Origin of the sequence: Streptomyces sp. NPDC014764, assembly GCF_043082785.1 — a bacterium.
In the GTDB taxonomy this organism is placed as follows: Bacteria; Actinomycetota; Actinomycetes; order Streptomycetales; family Streptomycetaceae; genus Streptomyces; species Streptomyces althioticus.
The window spans coordinates 44,602-69,154 of sequence record NZ_JBIBXY010000014.1 but is presented as its reverse complement, the minus strand read 5'-3'; the positions used below and the strand labels follow the sequence as shown (position 1 = coordinate 69,154).

At 72.1% G+C, this 24,553-nt stretch carries 19 protein-coding genes and 1 pseudogene; 8 read left to right on the top strand and 12 right to left on the bottom strand.

The window, feature by feature from the left end; all coding sequences use genetic code 11:
- The first annotated feature begins 159 nt into the window (after positions 1-159).
- Positions 160-954 (top strand): SDR family oxidoreductase, encoded by a 795-nt coding sequence (locus ACF1AG_RS26615; RefSeq protein ID WP_359606728.1) that lies wholly within the window; start codon positions 160-162, stop codon positions 952-954.
- A gap of 71 nt (positions 955-1,025) precedes the next feature.
- On the opposite strand, the gene ACF1AG_RS26610 is transcribed toward ACF1AG_RS26615, so the two are convergent.
- The 6 genes from ACF1AG_RS26610 to ACF1AG_RS26585 form a co-directional block, all read right to left on the bottom strand.
- Positions 1,026-2,129 (bottom strand): glycoside hydrolase family 5 protein, encoded by a 1,104-nt coding sequence (locus ACF1AG_RS26610; RefSeq protein WP_359606730.1) that lies wholly within the window; start codon positions 2,127-2,129, stop codon positions 1,026-1,028.
- A 125-nt stretch (positions 2,130-2,254) separates the two neighbouring features.
- On the bottom strand, positions 2,255-3,019 hold the full coding sequence (locus ACF1AG_RS26605) for a sulfite exporter TauE/SafE family protein (RefSeq protein WP_359606732.1): 765 nt from the start codon (positions 3,017-3,019) through the stop codon (positions 2,255-2,257).
- Between the two features lie 352 nt (positions 3,020-3,371).
- Positions 3,372-4,985, bottom strand: coding sequence for a DEAD/DEAH box helicase (locus ACF1AG_RS26600; protein WP_387795111.1), 1,614 nt, complete (start codon positions 4,983-4,985; stop codon positions 3,372-3,374).
- 626 nt (positions 4,986-5,611) lie between these two features.
- On the bottom strand, positions 5,612-6,790 hold the full coding sequence (locus ACF1AG_RS26595; RefSeq protein WP_387795112.1) for a Cmx/CmrA family chloramphenicol efflux MFS transporter: 1,179 nt from the start codon (positions 6,788-6,790) through the stop codon (positions 5,612-5,614).
- Positions 6,791-7,098: 308 nt separating this feature from the next.
- On the bottom strand, positions 7,099-7,905 hold the full coding sequence (locus ACF1AG_RS26590; RefSeq protein WP_359605803.1) for an SAM-dependent methyltransferase: 807 nt from the start codon (positions 7,903-7,905) through the stop codon (positions 7,099-7,101).
- A gap of 142 nt (positions 7,906-8,047) precedes the next feature.
- Positions 8,048-9,040, bottom strand: a complete 993-nt coding sequence (locus ACF1AG_RS26585; protein WP_387795284.1) for a LacI family DNA-binding transcriptional regulator — start codon at positions 9,038-9,040, stop codon at positions 8,048-8,050.
- A gap of 359 nt (positions 9,041-9,399) precedes the next feature.
- Between ACF1AG_RS26585 and ACF1AG_RS26580 the strand changes: the two genes are divergently transcribed.
- The 6 genes and pseudogenes from ACF1AG_RS26580 to ACF1AG_RS26555 all read left to right on the top strand — a co-directional run bounded on the left by ACF1AG_RS26580 (position 9,400) and on the right by ACF1AG_RS26555 (position 17,638).
- A complete protein-coding gene (locus ACF1AG_RS26580; protein WP_359605799.1) occupies positions 9,400-10,326 on the top strand; it encodes a sugar ABC transporter permease in 927 nt (308 codons plus the stop codon).
- A 4-nt stretch (positions 10,327-10,330) separates the two neighbouring features.
- A complete protein-coding gene (locus tag ACF1AG_RS26575) occupies positions 10,331-11,272 on the top strand; it encodes a carbohydrate ABC transporter permease (RefSeq protein WP_387795113.1) in 942 nt (313 codons plus the stop codon).
- An 88-nt stretch (positions 11,273-11,360) separates the two neighbouring features.
- Complete coding sequence (locus tag ACF1AG_RS26570) at positions 11,361-12,698, top strand: extracellular solute-binding protein (RefSeq protein WP_359605795.1); 1,338 nt, start codon at positions 11,361-11,363, stop codon at positions 12,696-12,698.
- Between the two features lie 74 nt (positions 12,699-12,772).
- Positions 12,773-14,815 carry a beta-galactosidase gene (locus ACF1AG_RS26565; protein WP_387795114.1) on the top strand — a complete coding sequence of 681 codons (2,043 nt, stop codon included), beginning with the start codon at positions 12,773-12,775 and terminating at the stop codon, positions 14,813-14,815.
- A gap of 194 nt (positions 14,816-15,009) precedes the next feature.
- Positions 15,010-15,138, top strand: a pseudogene (locus tag ACF1AG_RS26560) (IS5/IS1182 family transposase); the annotation flags it as partial.
- 844 nt (positions 15,139-15,982) lie between these two features.
- Positions 15,983-17,638: a serine/threonine-protein kinase gene (locus tag ACF1AG_RS26555; protein WP_391810507.1), complete on the top strand. Its 1,656-nt coding sequence runs from the start codon at positions 15,983-15,985 to the stop codon at positions 17,636-17,638.
- A gap of 14 nt (positions 17,639-17,652) precedes the next feature.
- Here ACF1AG_RS26555 and ACF1AG_RS26550 read toward each other — a convergent pair whose 3' ends face one another.
- The 6 genes from ACF1AG_RS26550 to ACF1AG_RS26525 form a co-directional block, all read right to left on the bottom strand.
- Complete coding sequence (locus ACF1AG_RS26550; protein ID WP_359605789.1) at positions 17,653-18,426, bottom strand: alpha/beta hydrolase; 774 nt, start codon at positions 18,424-18,426, stop codon at positions 17,653-17,655.
- A gap of 244 nt (positions 18,427-18,670) precedes the next feature.
- Positions 18,671-19,570, bottom strand: coding sequence for an aldo/keto reductase (locus ACF1AG_RS26545; RefSeq protein WP_387795116.1), 900 nt, complete (start codon positions 19,568-19,570; stop codon positions 18,671-18,673).
- Entirely contained in the window at positions 19,567-20,445 is an 879-nt protein-coding gene (locus ACF1AG_RS26540; RefSeq protein WP_359605786.1) for a helix-turn-helix transcriptional regulator, read from the bottom strand. Before ACF1AG_RS26540 ends, ACF1AG_RS26545 begins: the two co-directional genes overlap by 4 nt.
- Positions 20,446-20,646: 201 nt before the next feature.
- Positions 20,647-21,315, bottom strand: a complete 669-nt coding sequence (locus ACF1AG_RS26535) for a GNAT family N-acetyltransferase (RefSeq protein WP_391810506.1) — start codon at positions 21,313-21,315, stop codon at positions 20,647-20,649.
- A 207-nt stretch (positions 21,316-21,522) separates the two neighbouring features.
- Positions 21,523-22,734, bottom strand: a complete 1,212-nt coding sequence (locus ACF1AG_RS26530) for an MFS transporter (RefSeq protein WP_387795118.1) — start codon at positions 22,732-22,734, stop codon at positions 21,523-21,525.
- Entirely contained in the window at positions 22,731-23,678 is a 948-nt protein-coding gene (locus ACF1AG_RS26525; RefSeq protein WP_387795119.1) for an alpha/beta hydrolase, read from the bottom strand. The genes ACF1AG_RS26530 and ACF1AG_RS26525 overlap by 4 nt, the downstream gene beginning before the upstream one ends.
- Positions 23,679-23,771: 93 nt before the next feature.
- Here ACF1AG_RS26525 and ACF1AG_RS26520 point away from each other — a divergent pair, with 93 nt between their 5' ends.
- Positions 23,772-24,317, top strand: a complete 546-nt coding sequence (locus ACF1AG_RS26520) for a helix-turn-helix domain-containing protein (RefSeq protein WP_359606398.1) — start codon at positions 23,772-23,774, stop codon at positions 24,315-24,317.
- Positions 24,318-24,553 lie beyond the last annotated feature (236 nt).

Below are 24,553 nucleotides of genomic sequence, written 5' to 3'. Positions count from 1 at the left end.
CGCGGTGGTGCGGAAACGTGTGCCCGCGCAGGGCGCGCCGAAGCACGGCGGCGGCTGTGATTCGGCGGCGGGCTGGAGGGAAGTCGGAGCGGGTCGAGAGGCGCGCGCGGGCGGTGGTCCGCGGGCTGCGCCGCTGCATCCGGCTGGAGAGGTGAGGACGTGCAGATCGATCTCAAGGGCCGTACCGCGCTGGTCACGGGTTCCACCCAGGGCATCGGGGCGGCGATCGCCGCCGGGCTCGCGCGGGCGGGGGCGCGGGTCGGGGTGAACGGACGGTCGGAGGAGCGGGTGCGGGAGGGCGCGGCAGCGCTCGAGCGCGAGGTGCCCGGCGCCGAGGTCGTGCCGGTCGCGGCGGACGTGACCACGGAGGAGGGCGCCCGGCGGGTCGTGGAGACACTCCCGCAGGTGGACATCCTGGTGAACAACCTCGGCGTGTTCGGATCCGCCGACCCGCTGGAGATCAGCGACGACGAGTGGCGCCGCTACTTCGAGGTGAACGTCCTGGCGGCCGTGCGGCTGATCCGTCTGCTGCTGCCCGGGATGACCGAGCGCGGCTGGGGCCGGGTGCAGAACATCGCCAGCGACTCGGCGATCGTCACCCCGGCCGAGATGATCCATTACGGCATGTCGAAGACGGCCCTGCTGGCCGTGAGCCGCGGCTTCGCCAAGCAGGCGGCGGGCACGGGCGTCACCGTGAACTCGGTCATCGCGGGCCCCACCCACACGGGCGGGGTGGAGGACTTCGTCTACGAACTGGTGGACCGCGACCTGCCGTGGGAGGAGGCGCAGCGCGCCTTCATGCGCGAGCACCGGCCGCAGTCGCTGCTGCAGCGGCTGATCGAGCCGGAGGAGATCGCGAACATGGTCGTGTACCTGGCCTCGGAGCAGGCGTCGGCGACGACGGGCGGTGCGGTGCGGGTGGACGGCGGCTACGTGGACTCGATCCTGCCGTGAGGTGACTCCGGCGGGGCGGGCCGGCACCCGCAGGGCAGGTGCCGGCGCGTTTCACCCCCGCCGACAGGCGTCTACTCCCTCATCCGGTCCCGGATCCAGACGCCCGCGGGCTTGAGCTGCCGCGTGCCGGCCCACGGGCCGTCCGCGGCGCAGGTGCCCGGGGTGAACACGGCTCCGCTGCGGTGGTCGTCGGAGAAGTTCCAGTTGACCCAGCTGATCTTCCTCTGCGCCATGAGGTCGAGGTAGCGCCGGGACATCTCGAAGTCGTCGGCGCCCTCCCCGGCGTAGTTCTGCGTGCCGAACTCGGTGACGAACACGGGGATCCGGTCGGCGGCGCGGGAGAGGGCCGCGAGGTACTCGTCGCGGTGCGAGGCGGCGTAGAAGTGGAACGTGTACATGATGTTGGCCGCGTCGACCGGGTCGTTCACGACCTCCGACTCGTCGGCGCCCTCCGACACGCCGAACGAGGACCAGGCCCGGGTGCCGACCAGGACGGGCGCGTCGGGGTCGTTGCCGCGGATGACCGGGATGATCCGCTCGGCGTACTCCTTGATGCGGGACCAGCTCACGCCGTTGGGCTCGTTGGCGATCTCGTAAAGGACGTTGACGCGGTCCTTGTGGCGGCTCGTGATGTCGGTGAAGAACCTGGTGGCGCGGTCGAGGTTGGCCATGGGGTCGCCGGGGGTCAGCATGTGCCAGTCGACGATCACGTAGAGCCCGCGGTCGCTCGCCTGCCGGATCAGCCGGTCGGCGAGGGCGGTGAAGTGCGCGGGGTCGGTCTCGTAGCCGCCCTCCTGGACGTAGGTGGAGACGCGGAGGACGTCGGCGCGCCAGTCGTGGGCGAGGGCGTCCAGGGAGGCGTCCGTCAGGCACTGTGCGTACCACTGCGTGCCGTGGGTGCTCATGCCGCGCAGCTGGACGGGGGCGCCGTGCTGGTTGCAGAGCCGGGTGCCGCAGACCTGGAGGCGGCCGTTGGCGTCGACGGGTGTGGCTGCGCGGTGGGTGATCGGCACGTTCGCACCGTAGCCGGTGGGGCGGGCGGCGGTGGCGGGGAGGGCGGCGGTCAGGGAGAGGAGCAGAGCGCCGGCGAGGGCCATGAGGAGCGCGGCGAGGCGCGGGCTCGGCTTCGGGTGCGGTTTCGGGCAGGCCGATGCCGTGTGGGGGGCCGGTGTCATGTGGGGGGACTCCGTCCGGGACATGGGTTGTTAGGAAAGTTTCCTGACGTGATGAAACTGCCGCCGCACGCGGATGACAAGAGGCGTGCTGAAGCTCTTGTGGCGCAGTGGCGTACTCCGGCGCCTCAGCGCAGGACGAGTTGGACGAGCGCGACGGTCCCGACGGCGACGACGAGGGCGCGCAGCACGGCGGGGCGGAAGCGGCGGCCCGTGGCGGCCCCGAGCTGGCCGCCCAGCGTGGAGCCGGCCGCGATGAGGGCGACGGCCGTCCAGTCGAAGTCGGCGACGAAGAGGAAGAAGACGGCGGCGACCGCGTTGACGACGGCGACGAGGACGTTCTTCACGGCGTTCAGCCGTTGGAGCGGCTCGTCGAGGAGCAGTCCCATCAGGGAGATGTAGATGATTCCTTGCGCGGCGGCGAAGTAGCCCCCGTAGACGCTGGCGAGTGTCAGACCCGCGAACAGCGTCCGCCCGCCGTCCTGCCGCACCGGCCGGTCCGAGGACCGGCGTTCCCGGACCTTGCGGCCGATCAGCGGCTGGAGGGTGACGAGGACGAGGGCCAGCCCGACCAGACAGGGCACGATGGTCTCGAACGCCTCGGCGGGCAGCGCGAGCAGCAGGACGGCGCCGGTGATCCCGCCGAGCGCGGAGCCGACGGCCAGTCTGCGCACGCGGCGGCCCTGTCCGGCGAGTTCGCGGCGGTAGCCGACGGCCCCGCTGACGGCTCCGGGTACGAGGCCGAGGGCGTTGGACACGGTGGCGGTGAGGGGGGACAGCCCGGCGGCGAGCAGCACGGGGAACGTCACGAGCGTCCCGGACCCGACCACGGCGTTCAGGGCCCCGGCCCCGACACCGGCGCCGAACACACCCGCCATCTCGAGCGGGGTCACGCCGCGCCTCGGGCGGGCCGAGTGGGGCGGTGACGGGAAGGGGCCGTGGGGACGCTCATGGGGGCACGCTAGCTGGCGGTCGCTTCGGCGCCCGCCGAACCATGGCTGCCGGTACGGGTCGGCTTGTCTCTTTCTCGCTCTGTCGACGCGGACGCCCGCCGGGGGAAGCGGCGGCCAGGCACGCCGGGCGTTCTCACGCCCGCTCTCCGCCGTGCCGCCGGCGGATCCGGTGTCCGCGAAGGAGGCGAGGAGGTGCGGCTGTTCATCGCTGCCGCTGCGCCCGGCGGTGGCCGGCGTAGTGCCGGCCACCGCGGTTACGTACCGGGCGGCAGCACGCCCGGTGGAGGTGCTGTCAGGCCGCGCGGTCCATCGACGGCTTCGTACGCGGCTTACGGCGGGATGCCGCGTCGTCGCCTCGGCGGGCGCGGCCGCCGGCGGTGCGGTCCTGGGCGGACTGGGCGCCGCCCTTGGCCGTACCGCCCTGGCCCTGAGCCTGCCCCTGCCGGCCCGGCGCGCCGCGACGGCGGCGGTTGCGGGACGGGGAGGAGGCGGCGCGGCGGGGGCGCTCCACCACCGGGACCGTGATGACGACCGGGACACCGGAAGGCGTCCGCGCACCGGTGATGCGGTTCAGCTCCTCGTCGCCGGGGCGTACCTGCGTGATGCGCGGGGTGATGCCCGCCTGGGACATCAGCCGGCTGACGTCGCGCCGCTGGTCCCGCGTGACCAGGGTGATCACGCTGCCGGACTCGCCGGCGCGGGCCGTGCGGCCGCCGCGGTGCAGGTAGTCCTTGGGGTCGCCGGGCGGGTCGACGTTGACGACCAGGCCGAGGTCGTCGACGTGGATGCCGCGCGCCGCGACGTTCGTCGCCACCAGCACGGTGACGTGGCCGTCCTTGAACTGGGTGAGAGTCCGCGTCCGCTGCGGCTGCGACTTGCCGCCGTGCAGACCGGCGGCGCGCACGCCGTTGTTCAGCAGGTGCTTGGTGAGCCGGTCCACCGCGTGCTTGGTGTCGAGGAACATGATGACCCGGCCGTCGCGCGCGGCGATCTCCGTGGTCGTCTGCCGCTTGTCCGTCTCGTCGAGGTGGAGCACGTGGTGCTCCATGGTGGTCACCGCGCCCGCGGACGGGTCGACGGAGTGGACCACCGGGTCGCTGAGGTAGCGGCGGACGAGCTGGTCGACGTTGCGGTCGAGCGTGGCGGAGAAGAGCAGGCGCTGGCCGTCGGGGCGCACCTGGTCGAGCAGCCGGGTGACCTGCGGCATGAAGCCCATGTCGGTCATCTGGTCGGCCTCGTCGAGCACCGTGATGGCGACCTCGTCGAGTATGCAGTCGCCCCGGTCGACCAGGTCCTTCAGCCGTCCCGGCGTCGCGACGACGACCTCGGCGCCGGCGCGCAGCGCGGACGCCTGCTTGCCGATCGACAGCCCGCCGACCACGGTGGCGACCCTCAGCCGCACGGAGCGGGCGTACGGGGTCAGCGCGTCGTTGACCTGTCCGGCGAGTTCCCGGGTGGGGACGAGGACGAGGGCCAGCGGCTTGCGGGGCTCGGCACGGCGGCCGACCGTGCGGGCGAGGAGAGGCAGGCCGAAGGCGAGGGTCTTGCCGGAGCCGGTGCGGCCACGGCCGAGCACGTCACGGCCGGCCAGGGAGTTCGGCAGCGTGGCCGCCTGGATGGGGAACGGCGCGGTGACGCCTTGACTGCCGAGGGTGGCGAGCATCTCGCCGGGGAGGCCGAGGTCCTCGAAGGCCTCCACCGCGGGGAGCGCGGGGGTGATCGTCTCGGGGAGGGCGAACTCCCCCGAGGTCACGGTCCTGCGGCCCGAACCGCCCTTGCCCTGCCCCTGCCGGGGCGCTCCGCCGCGGCCGCCGGAGCCGCCGAAGCGGCGGCCACCGCTCTTGGGGGCGCCCTTGTATGCGGAGCGGGTGCGGCCTGATCGATCGTTCGCGCGTGCCTGTGTCACGGAGAACCTTCCTTGATGTGGCGCGTCTCAAGGAATGTCCGCCGCAGTGGGACGCGGGGAATTGCAAGAACGAGCCTGGGTGAATGGGGCCGCGGGGGCGGTTCCGCCCGGTGAGGGCGCGGCCCTTGAGAAGCAGCGACGGGAGTGTGCACCTCTCCGTGTGATCCGTGTGAGATCTTGCTGCGCAGTAGGCGCCGGTGCTGGCGCAGTGCCGGTCCCTCCGACCCCGCGGGTCGATGACCGCACGACTACAACAGAGATCGACACTAGCACGGCGATCGCCGGAACACTGTGACGGGCGTCGCCCGCCCCTCTCCCCCGGTCCGGAAATCGCCGCCCGCGACGGGAAGATCCGGTCCGTGGAACGGCCGTTGCTGTTCCTGGACTGTGGACGGCCCGCTCGACCCGTACGCGGCCCGGCCCGAGAGGCGCCCCGAGGGTCACATCACCCTCGGGGCGCCCCGGAACGGCGCCCTCGTCGACGTGGTGAGCCGGTCGCCCCGTCGGCGCCCCTGCGGGTCCGGCGCAAAGCACGGACGTGCCCCGATCCGGCTGGAATACGACCTGTGCCGGGCGACGACATGGACGGACGAGGCCGAAACCACGCCCGCTCGGTCAGGACGGGGTCACAACCGCGCCGCCTCCCTCCTGGCGCCCGTGACGACGTGAAGGAAGGGAAGCGCGATGAGCAGCGCTGTCGCGACGAAGAGGCCGGCCGCGTAGAGCGGTCCCGAGAAGCCGGCTCCGGTGCCGAGCGTGGCTCCGGCCGCGACGGGGCCGACGGCTGCGCCCACGTTGAGTGCCGCCGTCGCGTACGAGCCGGCCATCGTGGGGGCGCCCGCGGCCTCGTGGAGGACGCGGGCGATCAGTGTGCTGCCCAGCGCGAACGACAGCGCGCCCTGCGCGAACACCAGCGGGAGCAAGGCGGCCGGCTCGTGGGCCAGCACCGCCAGGGCCGGCCAGCCGACCAGCAGCAAGGGGCCCGCGACCGCGACGACCCGGCCGGGGTTCCGGTCGGACAGCCGTCCGGCGGCGGTGACGCCCACGAAGGAGCCGGCGCCGAAGAGCATCAGGGCGACGGACACCCACAGCTCGCCCAGTCCGGCGGTGTCGGTCACCACGGGTGCGAGGAAGGTGAGGCCGCCGAAGGTGCCCGCGTTCACCAGCGCGCCGAGCAGCGTGACAAGGATCAGCCGGGGCCGGGTGAGTTGGGCGAGTTCCGTCCGCAGCGCCGGCTTGCCGGTCGCCCCGTGTGCACCCTGCCCCGCGGGAATGCCCATGAGGATGCCGGCAGCCGCCGGCAGGCAGAGCGCGGTCACGGCCCAGAAGGTGGCCCGCCAGCCGGCTTCCGCGCCGAGCACCGCTCCGCCGGGCACGCCGGCGATCGTGGCCAGTGTCGTGCCGGACAGTAGAACGGCCAGCGCGCGTCCCTTCCTGCCGGGCGGGACCAGGGCGGCCGCGGTCGTCAGGGCGACGGCGAGGAATCCGGCGTTCGCGAGCGCGGCGACGACCCGGGTGAGGAACAGGAGGGCGAAGCTCGTGGACACGGCCCCCACGGCGTGGGCCGCGGCGAAGGCGAGGAGGAAGCCCAGAAGGGCAGGACGCCTGGGCCGGTCGCGGGCCGCCGCGGCCGCCAAGGGGGCTCCGACGATCATGCCGATCGCGTAGGCCGAGGTGAGCGAGCCCGCCGTCCCGACGGTGACGCCGAGATCCAGGGAGATGTCCGGCAGGAGGCCGGCGAGCATGAATTCCGAGGTGCCCATGGCGAAGACCGCCAGGGCGAGCACGTACAGCGGAAGGGGCATCGAGTGGCTCCGAGGTGAGGAGAGGCACGAGGGGGTCGTCTCGTCACCGCGGCCAGCCGTGAACACACGCGCGCCCCACCGCGGAAGGCGGTGCGACGACGGGACTACGAACCAGGTGGTTCAGGGGCTGACGGCGTGACCGGCAGCCCCCACCTCGTCCGACTCAGGGCTCGACATGTCCCGCACGCTACCTGACCGATGCCTGCCGGAGCATTGCGGTTTCCCCGGACGCCGTCACGGGACCGGAGAGCACGCACCTCCGGGTGCCGGCAGTCGGCCCCGTCGGCTCTCGGCCCTCCGCCCGCCCCTTACGCCGTCCCCCCGGACGGCACCCTCGCCACTCCCGCGTAGATCCCACTGTCCTCGGCCGCGGGCGCGGGCTCCGCACGGAACCATTCCGGGGCCGTCACCAGGCCCGGGGCGACCAGGTCGAGGCCGTGGAAGAAGCGGGCGACCTCGTCGCGCGTGCGGAAGCCGAGGCGGATGCCGGCGCGGGCGTACTCCTCGGTGACCTGGCGTGCAAGGTCGGAGTGGAGGTCGGACGCGGCGTGGGACAGCACGAGGTGGCTTCCCGGCGGAAGCGCGCCCACCAGTTCCCTGACGATGCCTTGGGGGTCCTGGTCGTCGGGAAGGAAGTGGAGGAGGGCGATCAGGGACAGCGCGACGGGCCGGGAGAAGTCGAGGACGTCACGGGCGTGCCGCAGTATCCCGCCGGGGTCGCGCACGTCGGCCTGGACGTACTCCGTGGTGCCCTCGGGGCTGCTGACGAGCAGCGCCTCGGCGTGACGCAGCACGATGGGGTCGTTGTCGACGTATACGATCCGCGCCGCGGGGACCACGCGCTGCACGATCTGGTGGAGGTTCGGCTCGGTGGGGATGCCGGTGCCGATGTCGAGGAACTGGTCGACCCCCTGGTCCGCGAGCCAGGCGGCGGCGCGGTGCATGAAGGCGCGGTTCTGCCGGGCGGCGTCCTTCGCCTGCGGCGGGAGTCTGCGTCCGACGGCCTCGTCGACCGGGTAGTTGTCCTTGCCGTCCAGCAGCCAGTCGTAGACCCGCGCTGGCTGGGCCCTGCTGGTGTCGGTCCGCGGCGGGGTGGGGGGTGTGCCCGTCGGCATGAACTCGTCCGTTCCGGTGGGTGCGACGACTCTTTACGCCCTGACGATCATCGAGTCTGGCACATCAACGCCCTCACCGACACGGGTCGTTGATCGCTCGACGACCGCCGTCCCGCGTCGGCGGCGGGCTCGCGGAAGCCCTTCAGCGTCCCGACGGCGGCGGGGCCGTGCTCTCCCTCACCACCAGCCGCGCCGGCACCAGCGTGGTCCCCCGCTCCGGCCCCTCCTGCCGCATCTTCCGCAGCACCGCCTGCACGCACAGCCGCCCCACCTCGGCGAAGTCCTGGTGCAGCGTGGTCAGCGGGGGCAGGAACGACGACGCCTCCGGGATGTCGTCGAAGCCGACCACGCTGACGTCCTCCGGCACCCGTCTGCCGTGTTCGTGCAGCGCTCTCAACAGCCCCAGTGCCATCTGATCGTTGGCGGCGAAGACGGCCGTGCAGTCCTCGCGGGCGGCGAGTTCGAGTCCGGCCCGGTAGCCGGACTCGGCCGACCAGTCGCCACGGACCGGCGGCGGCAGCTCCCGGCCCGCCTCGGACAGCGCGGCGCGCCAGGCGTCCGTGCGGCGCTGGGCGGCGAACGAGTCATCGGGGCCCGCGAGATGCCACACGGTGCGGTGGCCGAGGCCGAGCAGGTGCCGCACCGCGGCGCGGGTGCCGCCGTGCTGGTCGGTGTCGACGACCGTGTAGCGGTCGCCGGCGTCGGAGTCGACGACCACCACCTGCACGTGCGGCGGGAGCTGGACCGTCGCCGCGTCCAGGAGGTGCACCTCCATGATGACGATCACGGCGTCGACGGCGAGCTCCTCGAGGCGGGTGAACGCGCCGCGCACCTCGTCCTGCGTGGGCACGGCGACCGGCAGCAGCGTCACCGCGTAACCCTCGCGCGCGGCGGAGTTGGCGATGGCCTCGAGGGTGCGCACGTTGCCGGTGGTGGAGAGCGAGAAGGTGATGACGCCTATGGTGCGGAACTCGCCGCGCTTGAGGGCGCGTGCGGCGCTGTTGGGCCGGTAGCCGAGCTCCTGCATCGCGGCGAGGACCTGGCGGCGGGTCTCCTCGGTCACCCCGGGGTAGCCGTTGGAGACGCGGGAGACCGTCTGGGCCGAGACCCCCGCGAGCCGTGCCACGTCCGCCATGGAGGCGGTGGCGCGGGCCCGGGTGCGGCGCCGGGGGGCGGGCGCGGCCGTCCCCGGGCCGTCTCCCGCCGTCGCGGCGGCCGGGCCGCCCGGGTTCACCACCGCGTCGTCGACCGTCTCCACGTGTTTCCCCCCGCCTTCCTGTCTCTCGTGTCACGGTCCGTCTGAGGACCCTTGACCGTCGTCATCGGGGCAGTGTAGACATGCCGCCACCGAATGTTTACGTAAACATAACAGCTCGACGCGCTTCCCGGGCCGAGCGATGTTTACGCAACCATCCGGACCGGGCGACCTGCCGCCCGGCTTCGTGCCGGGTGCCGAGCCGCTGGTTACCGGAACGCCGAACAGCGAGGAACGACATGACGACGCTGCAACCGCCGACGGCCGCAGGGCCGCGGCCGGCCCCGCCTCCGGCGAGACGGGACCGGCGCTCGTGGAAGGGCTGGGGCTTCATCGGCCCGTTCGCGGCCGTGTTCGCCCTGGTGTTCCTCGCTCCGATCGCCTACTCGGTCTATCTCAGCCTGTTCCGCGACCAGCTCATCGGCGGCACCACGTTCGTCGGTCTGGAGAACTACCAGCAGGCGCTGAAGGACGAGCTGTTCTGGGCGTCGCTGGGCCGGGTCGCGCTGTTCCTGGTGATCCAGGTGCCGATCATGCTGGGCATCGCCCTGCTGGTGGCGCTCGCCCTGGACAGCGGCCGGCTGTACGGAAAAAGCTTCTTCCGCATCACGATCTTCCTGCCGTACGCGGTGCCCGCCGTGGTCGCCACCCTGATGTGGGGCTTCATGTACGGCACCAAGTACGGCCTGGTCGGTGACTTCAACTCGGCCTTCGGCTGGTCGCTGCCGGACCCGCTCTCCGCGGACCTGGTCCTGGCCTCCATCGGCAACATCGTCACGTGGGAGTTCGTCGGCTACAACATGCTGATCTTCTACTCGGCGCTGCGGGTCGTCCCGCACTCCCTGTACGAGGCGGCGGAGATCGACGGCGCGAGCCAGTGGCGGGTGATCACCGCGATCAAGCTGCCCGCCATCCGCGGCGCGCTGGTCATCGCGACGATCTTCTCCATCATCGGCAGCTTCCAGCTCTTCAACGAGCCCAGCATCCTGCGTCCGCTGGCCCGCAACGCCATCACGACGGACTACACGCCGAACTTCTACACGTACTCGCTGTCCTTCAGCGGACAGCAGCACAACTACTCCGCGACCGTGGCCATCATCATGGGCCTGATCACGATGGTGGTCGCCTACGTCGTGCAGCTTCGCGGCATGCGCAAGGGAGCGTGACCCGATGACCACCCCTGTCACCACCCCCGCACCCGCCACCACGGCCCCCGGCGCGGTGAGGAGCGCCCCGCGTCTGCGACGCGTGAAGGAGCACCGCCCGGGCCGCCCGCGGCGCAGCAAGCTGCTGACCGTGCTGACCTCGCTGGTCGTCCTCTACACCGTGGTCCCGCTGATCTGGCTGGTGGTCAACGCCACGAAGACGCAGGCCGGGCTGGCGAGCTCCAACGGCCTCTGGTTCGCGGACGACTTCGCACTGTGGGACAACATCCGGGACACGTTCACCTACGGCGACGGCATCTTCACCCGCTGGCTGCTCAACACCCTGCTGTACGTGGTGCTGGGCGCGGGCGGCGCGACCCTGCTGGCGGTGCTCGGCGGGTACGCGCTGGCGAAGTTCGACTTCCCCGGCAAGCGCGGCGTCTTCGCCACGGTGATCGGCGCGGTGGCGGTCCCGGCCACCGCGCTCGCCGTCCCCACCTTCCTGATGTTCAGCAAGATGGGGCTGACGGACACCCCGTGGGCGGTCATCCTGCCGTCGCTGGTGTCCCCGTTCGGCCTCTACCTGATGTGGGTCTTCGCCAGTGAGGCGATCCCCACGGAGCTGCTGGAGGCCGCCCGGATGGACGGCGCGGGCGAGGTGCGGACCTTCTTCACCGTCGCGCTCCCGCTGCTCGCCCCCGGCATTGTGACCGTGCTGCTGTTCACCACGGTGGCCACCTGGAACAACTACTTCCTGCCGCTGATCATGCTCAAGGACCCGGAGTGGTACCCCCTGACGCTGGGCCTGAGCGCGTGGAACTCCCAGGCGGAGACCGTCGGCGGCGAAGTGATCTTCAACCTGGTGATCACCGGTTCGCTCCTCACGATCGTGCCGCTCGTCGTCGCGTTCCTGTTCCTCCAGAAGTTCTGGCAGTCGGGTCTCGCCGCCGGAAGCGTCAAGGAGTGACCCGGCGGCCCCGGCCGCCCCTCGACCCCACGTTCCCCTTCCCCCACCCCTCCCCCTGTCCCACCCACGAAGAAGTGGATCCACACTCATGCGCAGAAGGACCAGCCGCCTGCTGGGCGGCATCGCCCTCGTGACCTCCCTCGCCCTGGGCGCCACCGCCTGCGGTGGCTCGGACGACGGCGCCGGCACCGAGGCGGTCTCCGCCGAGGACATCCAGGCCGCCCTGGACAAGGGCGGCACGGTCACCGTCTGGTCGTGGGAGCCCACGCTGAAGACGGTCGCCGCCGACTTCCAGAAGAAGCATCCCAAGGTCAAGATCAACCTGGTGAGCGAGCGCTCCGGCGACAAGCACTACACGGCGCTGTCGAACGCCATATCCGCGGGCAAGGGCGTCCCGGACGTCGCCCAGCTCGAGTACTTCTCGGTCGGCCAGTACTCCCTCACCAAGGGCCTGACCGACCTGTCCGGCTTCGGCGCGGACAAGCTGGCCTCCAAGTACACCCCGGGCCCGTGGAACGCCGTCACCGAGGGCGACAAGGTGTACGGCCTGCCGATGGACTCCGGTCCCATGGCGCTGTTCTACAACAAGCAGGTCTTCGACAAGTACAAGATCGCCGTCCCGACCACCTGGGACGAGTACCTGGACGCGGCCCGCAAGCTGCACAAGGCCGACCCGAAGGCGTACATCGCCAACGACACCGGTGACGCCGGCTTCACCACCAGCATGCTGTGGCAGGCCGGTTCGCGGCCCTACAAGGTCGACGGCACCAACGTGAAGATCGACTTCGGTGACGCGAACGCCAAGAAGTTCACGGACGTCTGGCAGAAGCTGATCGACGAGAAGCTGCTCGCGCCCGTCACCAGCTGGACCGACGACTGGTACAAGGGCCTCGGTGACGGCTCCATCGCCACGCTGTCCACCGGCGCCTGGATGCCCGCCAACTTCGAGTCCGGGGTGCCGAACGCCTCCGGCCAGTGGCGCGTCGCCGCGCTCCCCGCGTGGGCCAAGGGCGACAAGTCGAGCGCGGAGAACGGCGGCAGCGCGCTGACCGTGCCCGCGCTCGCCAAGAACAAGGAACTGGCCTACGCCTTCGTGGAGTACGCCAACTCCGGTGAGGGCGTCGCCTCCCGTGTCTCCGAGGGCGCCTTCCCCGCCACCCAGGCCGAGCTGAAGTCCGCCGATTTCCTGGGCAAGGAGTTCCCGTACTTCGGCGGCCAGAAGGCCAACGGGATCTTCGCCGACTCGGCCGCGAACGTCGCCGACGACTGGTCGTACCTGCCCTTCCAGGCGTACGCCAACTCGATCTTCAACGACACCGTCGGCAAGGCCTACATCTCCGGCACGCGCCTCGCGGACGGTCTGAAGGCCTGGCAGGACGCCTCGGTGAAGTACGGCGAGGAGCAGGGCTTCACCGTCGAGAAGTAGCGACACGCACCACCCGCGGGGCGGCGCGCACCATGCCGCGCGCCGCCCTCGACGCGCCCACCGGAAGGACCACCATGATCTCCACCCTTCTGTCCCGCAGCGTCGGGCCGGACGGTGACACCGCCCCCCGTCTCCTCTTCGGCGCCGACTACAACCCGGAGCAGTGGCCCCGGCCCGTGTGGGAGGAGGACGTCCGGCTGATGCGGGAGGCCGGCGTCAACGTCGTGTCCGTCGGGATCTTCTCCTGGGCCCGGCTCCAGCCGACGGCGGACACCTGGGACTTCGGCTGGCTGGACGACGTGCTCGACCTGCTGCACGAGGGCGGCGTCGGCGTCGACCTGGCCACCGCGACCGCCTCCCCGCCGCCGTGGCTGACCACCGCCCACCCGGAGGTCCTCCCGGTGACCGCGACCGGCGAGACCCTGTGGCCGGGTGCCCGCCAGCACTGGCGGCCCACCTCGCCCGTCTTCCGGGAGTACGCGCTGCGCCTGGTCCGCACGCTCGCCGAGCGGTACAAGGACCACCCGGCGCTCGTCGCCTGGCACGTCAGCAACGAGCTGGGCTGCCACAACGTGTACGACTACTCCGACGACGCGGCCCGCGCCTTCCGGGAGTGGCTGCGCGAGCGGTACCGCACGCTGGACGCGCTCAACGACGCCTGGGGCACGGCGTTCTGGTCGCAGCGCTACTCCGCGTGGGAGCAGATCCTGCCGCCGCGTCTCGCCGCCTCGCACCCCAACCCGACGCAGCAGCTGGACTTCAAGCGGTTCTCGTCGGACGCGCTGAAGGACCACCTGCGCGCCGAGCGGGACGTGCTGCGGGAGATCACCCCGGACGTGCCGGTCACCACCAACTTCATGGTGATGGGCAACACCAAGGGCATGGACTACGCGGACTGGGCGGAGGAGATCGATTTCGTCTCCAACGACCACTACGTGCACCCCGGTCCGCAGGACCGCGACGAGCTGTCCTTCTCCGCCAACCTCACCAGCGGCATCTCCGGCGGCCGGCCGTGGTTCCTGATGGAGCACTCCACCAGCGCCGTCAACTGGCAGCCGGTGAACGTGGCCAAGCGCCCCGGCGAGCTGGCCCGCGACTCCCTGCTGCACGTGGCGCACGGCGCGGACGCGGTCTGCTTCTTCCAGTGGCGGCAGTCGGCGGCGGGCGCCGAGAAGTACCACTCGGCGATGGTGCCGCACGCCGGCGCCGACAGCGACCTGTTCCGCGCGGTGGCCGAGCTGGGCGCCACGCTCAAGGCACTGGCCCCGGTGGCCGGCAGCGAGCGGGAGCCCGCGAAGGTCGGCATCGTGTACGACTGGGACTCCTGGTGGGCCAGCGAGCAGGACTCGCACCCCACCGCCCTGCTGAAGTACCGGCAGGAGGCCCTCGACTGGTATTCGGCGCTGCTCCGCCTCGGCATCCGCGCCGACCTCGTCACCACCCGCTCGGACCTCCAGCGCCACCAGGTGCTGATCGCGCCCGTGCTGCACATGGTGCCCGCCGACCTGGCCAAGACGCTCACCCGCTACACCGAGCAGGGCGGCCACCTGATCACGACGTACTTCTCCGGGGTCGTCGACGAGCACGACCATGTGTGGCTCGGCGGCTACCCGGGCGCCCTGCGGGACCTGCTGGGCATCCGGGTCGAGGAGTTCGCGCCGCTGCTCGCGGGCGACAGCGTGGAGCTGGACGACGCCACCACCGGCACGCTGTGGACCGACCGGATCACGGTGACCGCCGACGACACGGACGTCCTCGTCCGCTACCGCACCGGCGAGCAGGCCGGCCGGCCCGCCGTCACCCGCCGCGCCTCGGGCCGCGGCACCGCCGCCTACGTCTCCACGCGGCTCGGCGTGGACGGGCTGGCGGCGCTGCTGCCGCGTCTGCTGGAACCGGCCGGCGTGGAGAGCGAACTGCCCGCCGAGGCGCGGGGTTCGGTCGAGCCGGTGGTGCGCCGGGGCCCGGAGGGCCGGTTCCTGTTCCTGGTGAACCGGACGGACGACACCGTCCCGGTGCCGGGGCTCGACGGCGAGGTGCTGCTCGGCTCCGCCGACGCCGACGGCACCCTCACCCTCGGCCCGCGCGCCGTCGCCGTCCTGCGGCAGCCCGCTTCCTGACCTCACTCGCCAGGCCCCCGGCACGGCCACGCGCCGTTCCGGGGGCCGTCCCAGTCGTTGCCCGCACCTCTGGCTGCATCCCCGCTGCTGCCGAGAAGCCGGATGCCGGCGGGCTCCTCGGGTGCACGGGGGCGCTCGGCGCACCCGCCGTCCGGACGCCTGGTCCGCCGGGCCGGCCCGGGCCGCCGGGCTGACGTCGCAACGAGGTCGAGCGGACCAACAACCGGCTCAGGAGATCCCGCGCGGTCGCGACCCTTTATGACGAGAGGGCCTACGTCTTCCACGGCACAGTTGCCGCCGCTGCGATCCGGCTCCGGCTCCGGCTCCGGCTCCGGCTCCGGCTCCGGCTCCGGCTCCGGCTCCGGCTCCGGCTCCGGCTCCGGCTCCGGCAATGATCCGCCGGCCAGAGCCGCGCGGCGCTCTTCGTCCCCGGTCCCCTGGTGGGCGGCCACCGCCTCGACCACTTCGAAGGCCGGTGGACGACGGCACCGGGCCGTTCGCCACGGCCGTGGCGGTCCCGCACGCCTGCGGAAGCCGCCGTGCGAGCCCTTGGAGCACGCAGAGCTCGAGGAGTCCCGCGAACGGCGACCTGCGGGTTCGAGAGGAGTCCCGGCCGGCCCCGCGCTACCGCCCTCACGTCCGTCAGCGGGCGTACAGGGGCCCGCCCCGCTTCCCAGCAGGGGCAGGACACGCCTGGCCGCCTGCACGCGCTGCCGATCGGCGACACACCGCTCCCCCGAGCCGACCGGTACACGGACGGGTCCCGGTGGCCGGCCCGTTCGGCCAGGTGCCCGCCGTTCCTCCGCACGACCGTATGCATAGGCCGGCGCCGGCAGACCCCGCACGTAGTCACGCATCCGCCACCGCAGATCCGCCAAGGCGAACCGACCCGCAGCCCGAGCGAACATTGACTCCAACTCCGGCTGTCAGGCGGTGACTTCAGGCGTCACGTCCATCTGGGCACATACAACCAGCAGCTCGGGAAACGGATTCCGACTGGAGCATCCAGGCCCGCGGTCGGCCCGGGTGCGGCTCCTTCGTCTCCCGCGCGGCACCGTCTTCCGGGGCCGTATGAGTCGTCGTACTCATGTGTACGCCGGAGTCCCCCGGCTAGGCTGCGGCCACCACGGGGGCAGGGCGGCGGAAAACACGGGGAGGGACCGGGACATGTGGGCGGAGGGTGCGGCGGGCGAGGTGCGGGCGCTGCGGCCGGAGGATCCCGGACAGATCAGCGGTTACCCGCTGCTGGCCCGTATCGGCGAGGGCGGCATGGGCACGGTCTACCTGTCCCGCACCCGGGGGAACCGGCCCGTGGCGCTCAAGGTGATACGCCGGGAGCACGCCGAGGAGCCGCACTACCGCCACCGTTTCGCCCGGGAGGCCCAGGCGGCCCGGAAGGTCGCCGGGTACCACCTGGTGCCCGTCCTCGACTTCGACACCGACGCCGGACAGCCCTGGATCGTCACCCCCTACCAGCCCGGTCTGTCCCTGGACACGGTCCTCGGCACACACGGGCCGCTCCCGGTGGCCACCGTCCTGCAGATCGCGGGCTGCGTGGCACGCGCGCTGCACGCCGTGCACACCGCCGGGTACGTCCACCGGGACGTCAAGCCCAGCAACGTCCTCGTCGGCGCGGACGGCCCCTGGCTGATCGACTTCGGGATCGCCCGCTCGGCCGACGGCACCGACCTCACCGCCACCGGCGGCATCATCGGCACGCCCCGCTTCATGTCCCCCGAGCACACGCGAGGCCGGCCGGGACCGCCCGGCGATGTCTTCTCACTCGGTCTGCTGAGCGCGGTCGCGGCCACCGGACTGCACCCCTACGGCGAGGGCAGCGGTCTGGGCATCGCGGCGCGGATCGCCGGCGCGGACACCCAGCCGCCCGACCTGGACGCGTGCCCTGCCGCCCTGCGCGGCCTCCTGCGGGCGGCCCTCGCCGCCGACCCTGCCCAGCGGCCCACCGCGGCCGAGTTCGCGGACCAGTGCGAGCAGGTGGCCGACCGGCCGCTGAACGACTTCGGCGCATGGCTGCCCGAGCCCGTCAACGCCGCCGTGGCCGCCGCCGAGCGACGGGCGAGCGGGTTCCTCCGCGTACCCCGGGCGACCGTGGCCGCACCGCCCGCCGGGTTCGGGCCGCCTCCTGCCATGGCCCCGCCCCCCGCCGTCCGTCCCGGCCGGTCGCGCCGCCCTCGGCACGCTCTCGTCGCCGCCCTCGCCGTCGCGGCCGTCACTGCGGCCGTCACCGTCCCGGCCCTGTGGGGGTCGAAGGGCGGCGAGGCGGGAGGCGCCCGGACGAGCCCGCCGACCGGATCACCGGAACCGGCGCGCGACGGGACGGGCGACGGTGGGACGGGCGCGCCGTACGCGCCGCCGGGCTACCGGCCGCTCTTCGTGGACAAGCCGTTCACCTTCGCCCCGCCACCCCTCAAGGACCAGGCCAACCACCTCGACCTCGACCTCCCGCAGGCCACCTACCTCGAACGTGACGCCCTTCCCGGACCGGCCGAACTCCTCTACACCTCCGACGGCTGGCTGGGCAGCGTCCTGCTGGTCGTCGGGAAACGGAAGACCGTCTGCACGGAGGAGCAGCAGACCGCCGTGCTGCCCCACCCCCTGCCGGCCGCCGAACTGCGCCTGGGGCGCGTGGTGAAGACCGGCACCACCCTGTGCGCCGTCACCAGCGACGACCACGTCGCCGAGGCCAGGATCACCGAGATCGTCCCGGGCCGGGGAAACGACGGGCTGCCCACGTACAAGGGATACGTCACCGTGTGGGAACGCCCGCTCCCCACCGGCACCGCCGCCGCGGACGGCCGGTAGGCGCGTGCCGCCAGCTAGTCCGGAAGGCGGCCCACGAAGTCGAGCAGGAGAGCGACGAAGAGGTCTGGCCGTTCCAGTGGGGCGAGGTGCCCGGTGTCCGGTACGACGACGACCTCGCCGGCCCGGAGCTCCTCACGGAGGATCGCTCCGCCCTCGAAGAAGTCCGGCATGTCGAACTCACCGACACCTACCAGGGCCGGAACGGACAAGGAGCGGAGGGCGTCGGTGTCCTTGCCCACCGGGTCCGCCGCCGGGGTCGGTTCGCCGTACCTGACGCGTGCGACCAGTTGCCGGCGCATCATGTCGGCGGCCCGCGCACGGACCTCGTCCGGTGTCCCGGGGGCCAGCCAGGCCTCGACGTTGGCCTGGACGGCGGCTTCGATGTCGTCGGCCTCCAGCGCCGCCCGCTCCCTGTCCCACGCGGTCCGCAGGCGGGCCGACGGCGGCAGGGCGTGCGGCCGGTAGCCGATGGAGACCAGTCCCTGTACCCGTCGGGGTTCCGCGACGGCGATTCGCAGCGCCACCAGGGCGCCGAGCGAGTTCCCGGCGACAGTGAAACGGTCGACCCCGAGATGGTCGAGCGTGTCCAGTACATCGGACCAGGGAGCCGCCTCGTCGGGCTGGGCCCCGGCGGCGTCGCCGTGACCGGGGAGATCCATGGCCAGGGCCCGGACACCGGCCTCACGGAGCAGGGGGAGGTGCGCCCGCCACATCGTGCGGTCGACGGGCCGGGCGTGCAGCAGGACGACCGGCCGGCCCCGGCCGACGTCGTCGAACGGAAGAATCACAGCTACCTGCGTCTCTGGGAAAGGTGGGTGGTGTCGGCGGGGTCGGCCGTGCGGCGGGTCTCCCGCGGGCGGCTTCCCCCACGGCGGGCGTGGAGGCGTGACGGACCGGAGGCAGTGCCCACGTCGCTCGTGTGAGGAGTGGGCCACCTGACCACGGCGCCCGTCGCTCTGCCGGGGCGTGCTCGTGTCCGGCGTCGACCGGCTCCTGCGGGCCGCACCGCCGAGCCGGCCAGGGAGTACGTCGCTACGCGGCCGCGTCGAGTTCCTCGAGCTCCGTGTCGCTGAGCCGGAGCCGGGCCGCCGCCAGATTGTCCTCCAGGTGGGCGACCTTGGACGTGCCCGGGATGGGCAGGACGACGTCGGAACGGTGCAGCAGCCAGGACAGCGCCACGTTCGACGGCGTGGTGCGGTGGGCGGCGGCGATGTGGCCGAGCGGCCCGCCCGGGTCCGCCAGCCGGCCCGCGGCCACGGGAGCCCAGGGAATGAACCCGATGCCGTGCCGGGCGCAGTGGTCCAGGACGTCGGCGGAGCTCCGGTCGGAAACGTTGTAGCGGTTCTGGACCGTGGAGATCTCCGCGATCCGCCGCGCCTGCTCGATCTGGTCGACCGTGACCTGCGACAGCCCGATCGCGACGATCTTGCCCTCGTCCTGGAGGTTCTTCAGCTCGCCGACCTGTTCCTCCAGTGGCACCCGGGGATCGATGCGGTGGAGCTGGAACAGGTCGATCTGGTCGAGGCCGAGCCTGCGCATGCTCATCAGAGCCTCCTGGCGGAGGTACTCGGGGCGGCCGAGCGGCGGCCAGGCTGCGGGCCCGAGGCGCAGGAGTTCGTCTCCCTGCCTGATGACGTCCGGGCCCTTACGCGTCAGGCCCGCCTTGGTGGCGATGAGCACGTCGTCCGGGTAGGGATGGATCGCCTCCCGGATGATCTCCTCGCTGATGTGGGGTCCGTAGGAGTCGGCGGTGTCGATGAGCTGCACGCCGAGTTCGACCGCACGCCGTACGACACGGACGCACTCGGCGCGGTCCTCGGGTTCGCCCCAGATCCCGAGGCCGGTCAGCCGCATGGCGCCGAAGCCCAGCCGCGCGATCTTCTTCCCCGCGATCTCGAAGGTGCCGACGCTGTCGGCAAGGGATGTGTTCATGTCCGGGAGTCACCTTTCTCCAGCGTCCTGTCCTGCCCCGCACAGTCGGGGTCGGTGGCGGCCGGCTCCGCGAGTCGGCGCAGCAGGGCCAGGCCCTCATGACTGACGCTGCCGGGTTCGGCACTGTAGACGGACAGGTGTTGTCCAGGGGCGCCGGCGACCGCCAGCGTCTCGAAGTGCAGCCGTAGTTCCCCCACCTGCGGATGCACGAAGTGCTTTTCCTCGCGGGTCCGTGGACGCACCTCGTAGCGGGCCCACAGATTCGAGAACGCCGGGCTGCGCAAGGTCAGTTCGCCGACGATCTGCTGAATGCGGCCGTCCGCGGGGAACTGCGAGGACGACGCCCGCAGGTTGTTCACCGCGCGACTCGCCACGGCCTCCCAGTCACCGTAGAAGGACCGTGCATAGGGGTCCAGGAAGATCATGCGCAGGAGGTTGTCGTACCGGGCGAATCCGCGGTACAGCTGCCGCGCCATGGCGTTCGCGCCCAGGATGTCCTGCGCGGCGCCGACCAGGAAGGCCGGCAGGTCCGGCATGCCGTCCATGAGCCGCACCAGTTCCGGAGCAGCGGTCGACGACGTGGCAGCCCTCTCCCCGAACACCGGCAGGCCGAGCCGGAACAAATGCTCGGCGGCGGCGTCGTCGAGCCGCAGCGCACCGGCGATCGCTCGCAGCACCTGGTCGGACGGATGCCGCTCCCTGCCCTGCTCCAGCCGGATGTAGTAGTCCGTACTCACCCCCGCGAGCAACGCCACCTCGTCGCGCCGGAGCCCCGGCACCCGCCGCGGTCCGTCGTCGGGCAGACCGACGTCGTGAGGCACGATCAGTGCTCGTCGGGCACGAAGGTAGTCACCGAGCCTGTTCTCACTGTCCACCCTGACGACGGTAATGCGGGTTCGCGTCCCGGGCGTGGGTGCGGCGCACCCACGCTCGGTGGCCGGCGCCCCTCACCGGGCCGAGCGGCCAGGTGAGGGGCGCTCGCGCGGACGGACCGCGCGAGCCGAGCGAGCCGGGGCCCGACCACCCGGCGACGGCCGGTCGTGTCGACGCCCGTGCCCGGTCACGACGGGAAGGAACTAGTCCGGAGCGGTGATCACCGTCAGATACTCCTCGGTGCGGAATCCGAGCGACTCGTAGACACGCCTGCCCATGTCCCATGCGTACAGGTAGGAAGTCGCAGCGCCTGTCATGTGGCCTGCGCGAACCATCTCCGACACAGTGGCCCGCCCGTAGCCGCGCCGCCGGAATTCCGGGAGGGTGGTGATGTTGAATATCCCGGCGACATCGCCGGCTGTGGCCGTCATGCCTGTCCCCACCGGGACACCGCCCAGCTCCGCCAGGTAGAAGGTCATGCCGTCGATGTTCCCCACGGCGGGGTCGGCGAGCACCTGGAACAGTTCCGGCGGAGCTTCGAAACCGTCGGCCACCGTCCTCGCGTACACATCCAGTTCGTCCACCGGTACGGCCCTGACGTGGAAGTCCTTGGGCGTCGGCCCGTTCGGGACGCCCTGATCTGAGTGCCGGAGCATGAGCGGCTCCCGCTCATGACGGGTCAGCCCGTACCGTGCGGCCACCGCCGTGACCTCAGGGCCCGGGACCCCCCGGACTCGGATGCTCCAGGGCGGGCCCTCCTCCCCCAGCCTTTCGGCGTCCGCCAACTCGATGATCTCCTCGACGCTCGCCTCGCGAGTGGTACTCACGATCATGTTCAGTGCGGCAGTCGGCGCTCCGGAGACCGCCAGCACGGAACCATGCGCACCTCTCCGTGTACGCCCGGTGGTGGCACCGGCCAGATGACTGAAGGCGTCGGCATAGGCGGTGACGATCCTCTCCAGTGGGTCGTTCTGCTGTGTCATACGGGTTCCCTTCCTTTCGTGTATGCGCGCTGTGGCCTGTTCGTCACCTACGGCTGTGCCGGTGCGCCGGCGTGTGCTTCGGGGCGGGCAGGACGGTCACCGACCTGCCCGCCTGCTCTCACCTCGCGGATCCACTCGCCGCGGGGGGACGCGGCAGCCGGCGGGTCCGTGCGCGCGAGCCGCCTCCTTGTCCCGCTGGGCGAGTACGACCAGCAAGGACGCCGCAGCCACGCCCGCGGCGAAGAGGATGATCGCGTGTGGTCCGCCGAGGTCGAGTGCGATGCCACCGGTGACGGCCCCCAGGGCGCTGCCGAGATAGATCATGGATCCGTTGAGGCCCAGCGCGATGACCCCCGCGTCCTTCGCAGCGGCGAAGACCCGTCCCTGCTGTGCGGTGAGTTGCGCGGGGCCGGCCACACCGAGCGCGGTCAGGACCACGAGCGTGAGAGCGAAGTCCCCCTGCACGGTCCACAGCGCCACCAGAGCGGCCGTGGTCACGAGCAGCCCGCCCAGGAGGACGGGCCGGGGGCCGCGCCGGTCGGTCAGCCACCCGACCAGGCGGTTGCCGACGAAGTACGCGGTGCCGAAGACCACGAGGGCGACGACGGTGCGTGCGGCGTGCTGCCCGGTATGACCGACGACGGGGGCGATGTAACTGACGACGGTGAACTGGGGGACCAGGACCAGCGCGGTCGTGGTGAGCAGACCGAGCATCCGTGGGCGTGCGAGGAGGGAGAGGCGGTGGCGCAACGGCACGTGGTCCAGCCGCACGGGGTCGAGGAGGAACACGGTCGCGGCGGCTACCAGGGCGAGCCCGGCGACGGCCCACAGCGCTCCACGCCAGCCGATCCACTGCCCGACCAGGACACCGAGCGGAACGCCGGCGATGTTGGCGAGGCTGGTGCCGGCGGCCACGACCGCCAGTGCTCGCCCGCGGCGCTCGGGGGGAGCGATGACGGTGGCGACCGCGTAGGCGTTGGCCTGGTAGGCGGCGGCCCCGATCCCGGCGAGAACCCGCCCCGCCATGACCGTCCCGTACGTCGGACCCGCGGCCTGTGCGGCCATGCCGGCCACGAACACCGCCATACCCGCGAGGAGCACGGGCCTGCGGTCGAACCTGCCGGTGGCGGTCGCCAAGAGGGGCGAAGCAACCGCGTAGGTCAACGCGAAGACCGTGGTCAGCCGTCCCGCGCTCGCGAGGCTGACGTCGAGGTCGTCGGCGACGGCCGGCAGCAGCCCTGCCAGGAGCAGCGCGTCGATGCCGAGGACGAACGTTCCGCCGGCCAGCAGCCACAGTCGCAGCCTCACCCGCGCCCACCGCCCCCGTGGGAACGGAGCACGGCCGTCAGGGCGTCGAGTGCGCGGACCGTGTCGTCCTGCGCCGACGGGACGGCTCTCCGCATCAGCACGAAGCCGTGCACGTTGCCGGTCGCCTCGTGGAACGTGGTCTCCACCCCGGCCGTGACGAGGCCGGCCGCATAGGCGCGTCCCTCGTCGCGCACGGGGTCTTCGCCCGCGGTCAGCACCACGGCGGGCGGGAGCCCGGCCAGGCTGCCGAGCAGCGGTGACCCGCGCCAGTCCGACGGATCGGCCTGGTAGTGGCCGTGATACCACTCCAGGGCCTCACTGGTGAGGATGCGGCCGGTCCCGTACTCCGCGCGCGAATCGTACCTGCGGGAGAGATCGGTACCGGGGTAGACAACGAGTTGCGCCAGGACGTTCCGGGCCGCCGGAGCGTCCCTGAGCGCCATCGCGGTCGTGATGGCGAGTGTGCCGCCGGCACTGTCGCCGCCGACGACGACGGCGTCGGCCTCGCGTCCGAGATCGGCGGGGCTGTCCGCGACCCATCGCGCGGCGTCCTCCGCATCCTCGACCGCTGCCGGGAACGGGGCTTCCGGCGCGAGCCGGTAGTCGACGAGCACGACCGGGAGGTCGGTGTGACGGGCGACGTGGGCGGCGAACGACCTGTGCGTGTCCAGGCCGCCCGTGACGAAGCCGCCTCCGTGGTACCAGAGGAGAACCGGACCGGGACCGCGAGTGAGGCGGGCGTCGAGCAGCAGGCCCGCGATGTTCCCGGCCCGGGTGGGGATGGTCAGCGGACGCTCCACGGCGATGTCGCTCACCGGCAGGTCCGCGCTCAGAACGGACTCCTCCAGTTGGGCCCGTGCCTGGGCCGGGGACAGTTCCTCGACGCCGGGAGCGCCGAGCGAGTCAAGACGGCCGAGGACGGACGCGACGTCAGGGCGGGTCATGTGCGACTCCTTCATCGGAACCTCAGTGATGTCAGGTTGTGACATCACTCTAACCACGATGTCGCACTGTGACATTCCCGGTAAGGTGTTCCCATGGGACGCTGGGAGCCGGGAAGCCGGGCGCGGCTGCAGGCAGCCGCTCTCGACCTCTTCCTGGAGCGCGGATACGAGGCGACCACCACGGCCGACATCGCCGAACGGGCCGGAGTCACCGACCGGACCTTCTACCGGCACTTCAAGGACAAGAGTGAAGTCCTCTTCGGCGACGAGGAACGGATCACGGCACTGCTGGTGGACGCGGCCGAGCGCGCCGACGGTGATGTGGTGAACGCGCACCGTGCGGCACTGCGGGCCCTGGCTCAGGACTTCCAGCCGCGGCGCACGGAGATCGTCAAGCGTGCGACCGTGGTCCAGTCCACCCCCGATCTCGCCGAGCGCGAGCTCTTGAAGCTGCAGGCGTGGTCCCGGGCTCTCGCTCCCGCCCTGCGTACTCGCACGACAGGCGCCTACGTCTCGGACGTCCACGCGGAGATCGCGATCGCCGTGTTCCGTACCGCGTTCCGGTGGTGGGTGAACGACGCCCGGGCACCCGGCCTGGATCGTTTGATAGACCGCGCCTACCAGGGCGTCGGCCTGTAGAACACCGCCGCGCGCGGCGCGCTCAGGACCTGGAGCCCCTCAGGCGGACGTGCCCGCCCATGCGATCCGGTGCCAACGGCACTCCGCGACACGGCACCTGCCGCCTGCCACTCACCCCCGGCACAGGGGAAAGGGCTCCCCGGCCGTGCCGCGGCTCGTGCGCGCAGGGGCGCCTGAGACGGGGGTGACGACGGAACCCGGAACCCGGAGGCCGGCGCGGTCAGGATGGTGCGCCG

Excerpts from the sequence above, each read along its gene's own strand:
- ACF1AG_RS26545 (WP_387795116.1), bottom strand. The coding sequence starts at position 19,570 with ATGAACACATCCCTTGCCGACAGCGTCGGCACCTTCGAGATCGCGGGG.
- ACF1AG_RS26585 (WP_387795284.1), bottom strand. The coding sequence starts at position 9,040 with ATGGCGGACGTGGCACGGCTCGCGGGGGTCTCGGCCCAGACGGTCTCC.
- ACF1AG_RS26610 (WP_359606730.1), bottom strand. The coding sequence starts at position 2,129 with ATGACACCGGCCCCCCACACGGCATCGGCCTGCCCGAAACCGCACCCG.
- ACF1AG_RS26555 (WP_391810507.1), top strand. The coding sequence starts at position 15,983 with ATGTGGGCGGAGGGTGCGGCGGGCGAGGTGCGGGCGCTGCGGCCGGAG.
- ACF1AG_RS26525 (WP_387795119.1), bottom strand. The coding sequence starts at position 23,678 with ATGACCCGCCCTGACGTCGCGTCCGTCCTCGGCCGTCTTGACTCGCTC.
- ACF1AG_RS26565 (WP_387795114.1), top strand. The coding sequence starts at position 12,773 with ATGATCTCCACCCTTCTGTCCCGCAGCGTCGGGCCGGACGGTGACACC.
- ACF1AG_RS26570 (WP_359605795.1), top strand. The coding sequence starts at position 11,361 with ATGCGCAGAAGGACCAGCCGCCTGCTGGGCGGCATCGCCCTCGTGACC.
- ACF1AG_RS26575 (WP_387795113.1), top strand. The coding sequence starts at position 10,331 with ATGACCACCCCTGTCACCACCCCCGCACCCGCCACCACGGCCCCCGGC.
- ACF1AG_RS26580 (WP_359605799.1), top strand. The coding sequence starts at position 9,400 with ATGACGACGCTGCAACCGCCGACGGCCGCAGGGCCGCGGCCGGCCCCG.
- ACF1AG_RS26595 (WP_387795112.1), bottom strand. The coding sequence starts at position 6,790 with ATGCCCCTTCCGCTGTACGTGCTCGCCCTGGCGGTCTTCGCCATGGGC.
- ACF1AG_RS26520 (WP_359606398.1), top strand. The coding sequence starts at position 23,772 with ATGGGACGCTGGGAGCCGGGAAGCCGGGCGCGGCTGCAGGCAGCCGCT.
- ACF1AG_RS26590 (WP_359605803.1), bottom strand. The coding sequence starts at position 7,905 with ATGCCGACGGGCACACCCCCCACCCCGCCGCGGACCGACACCAGCAGG.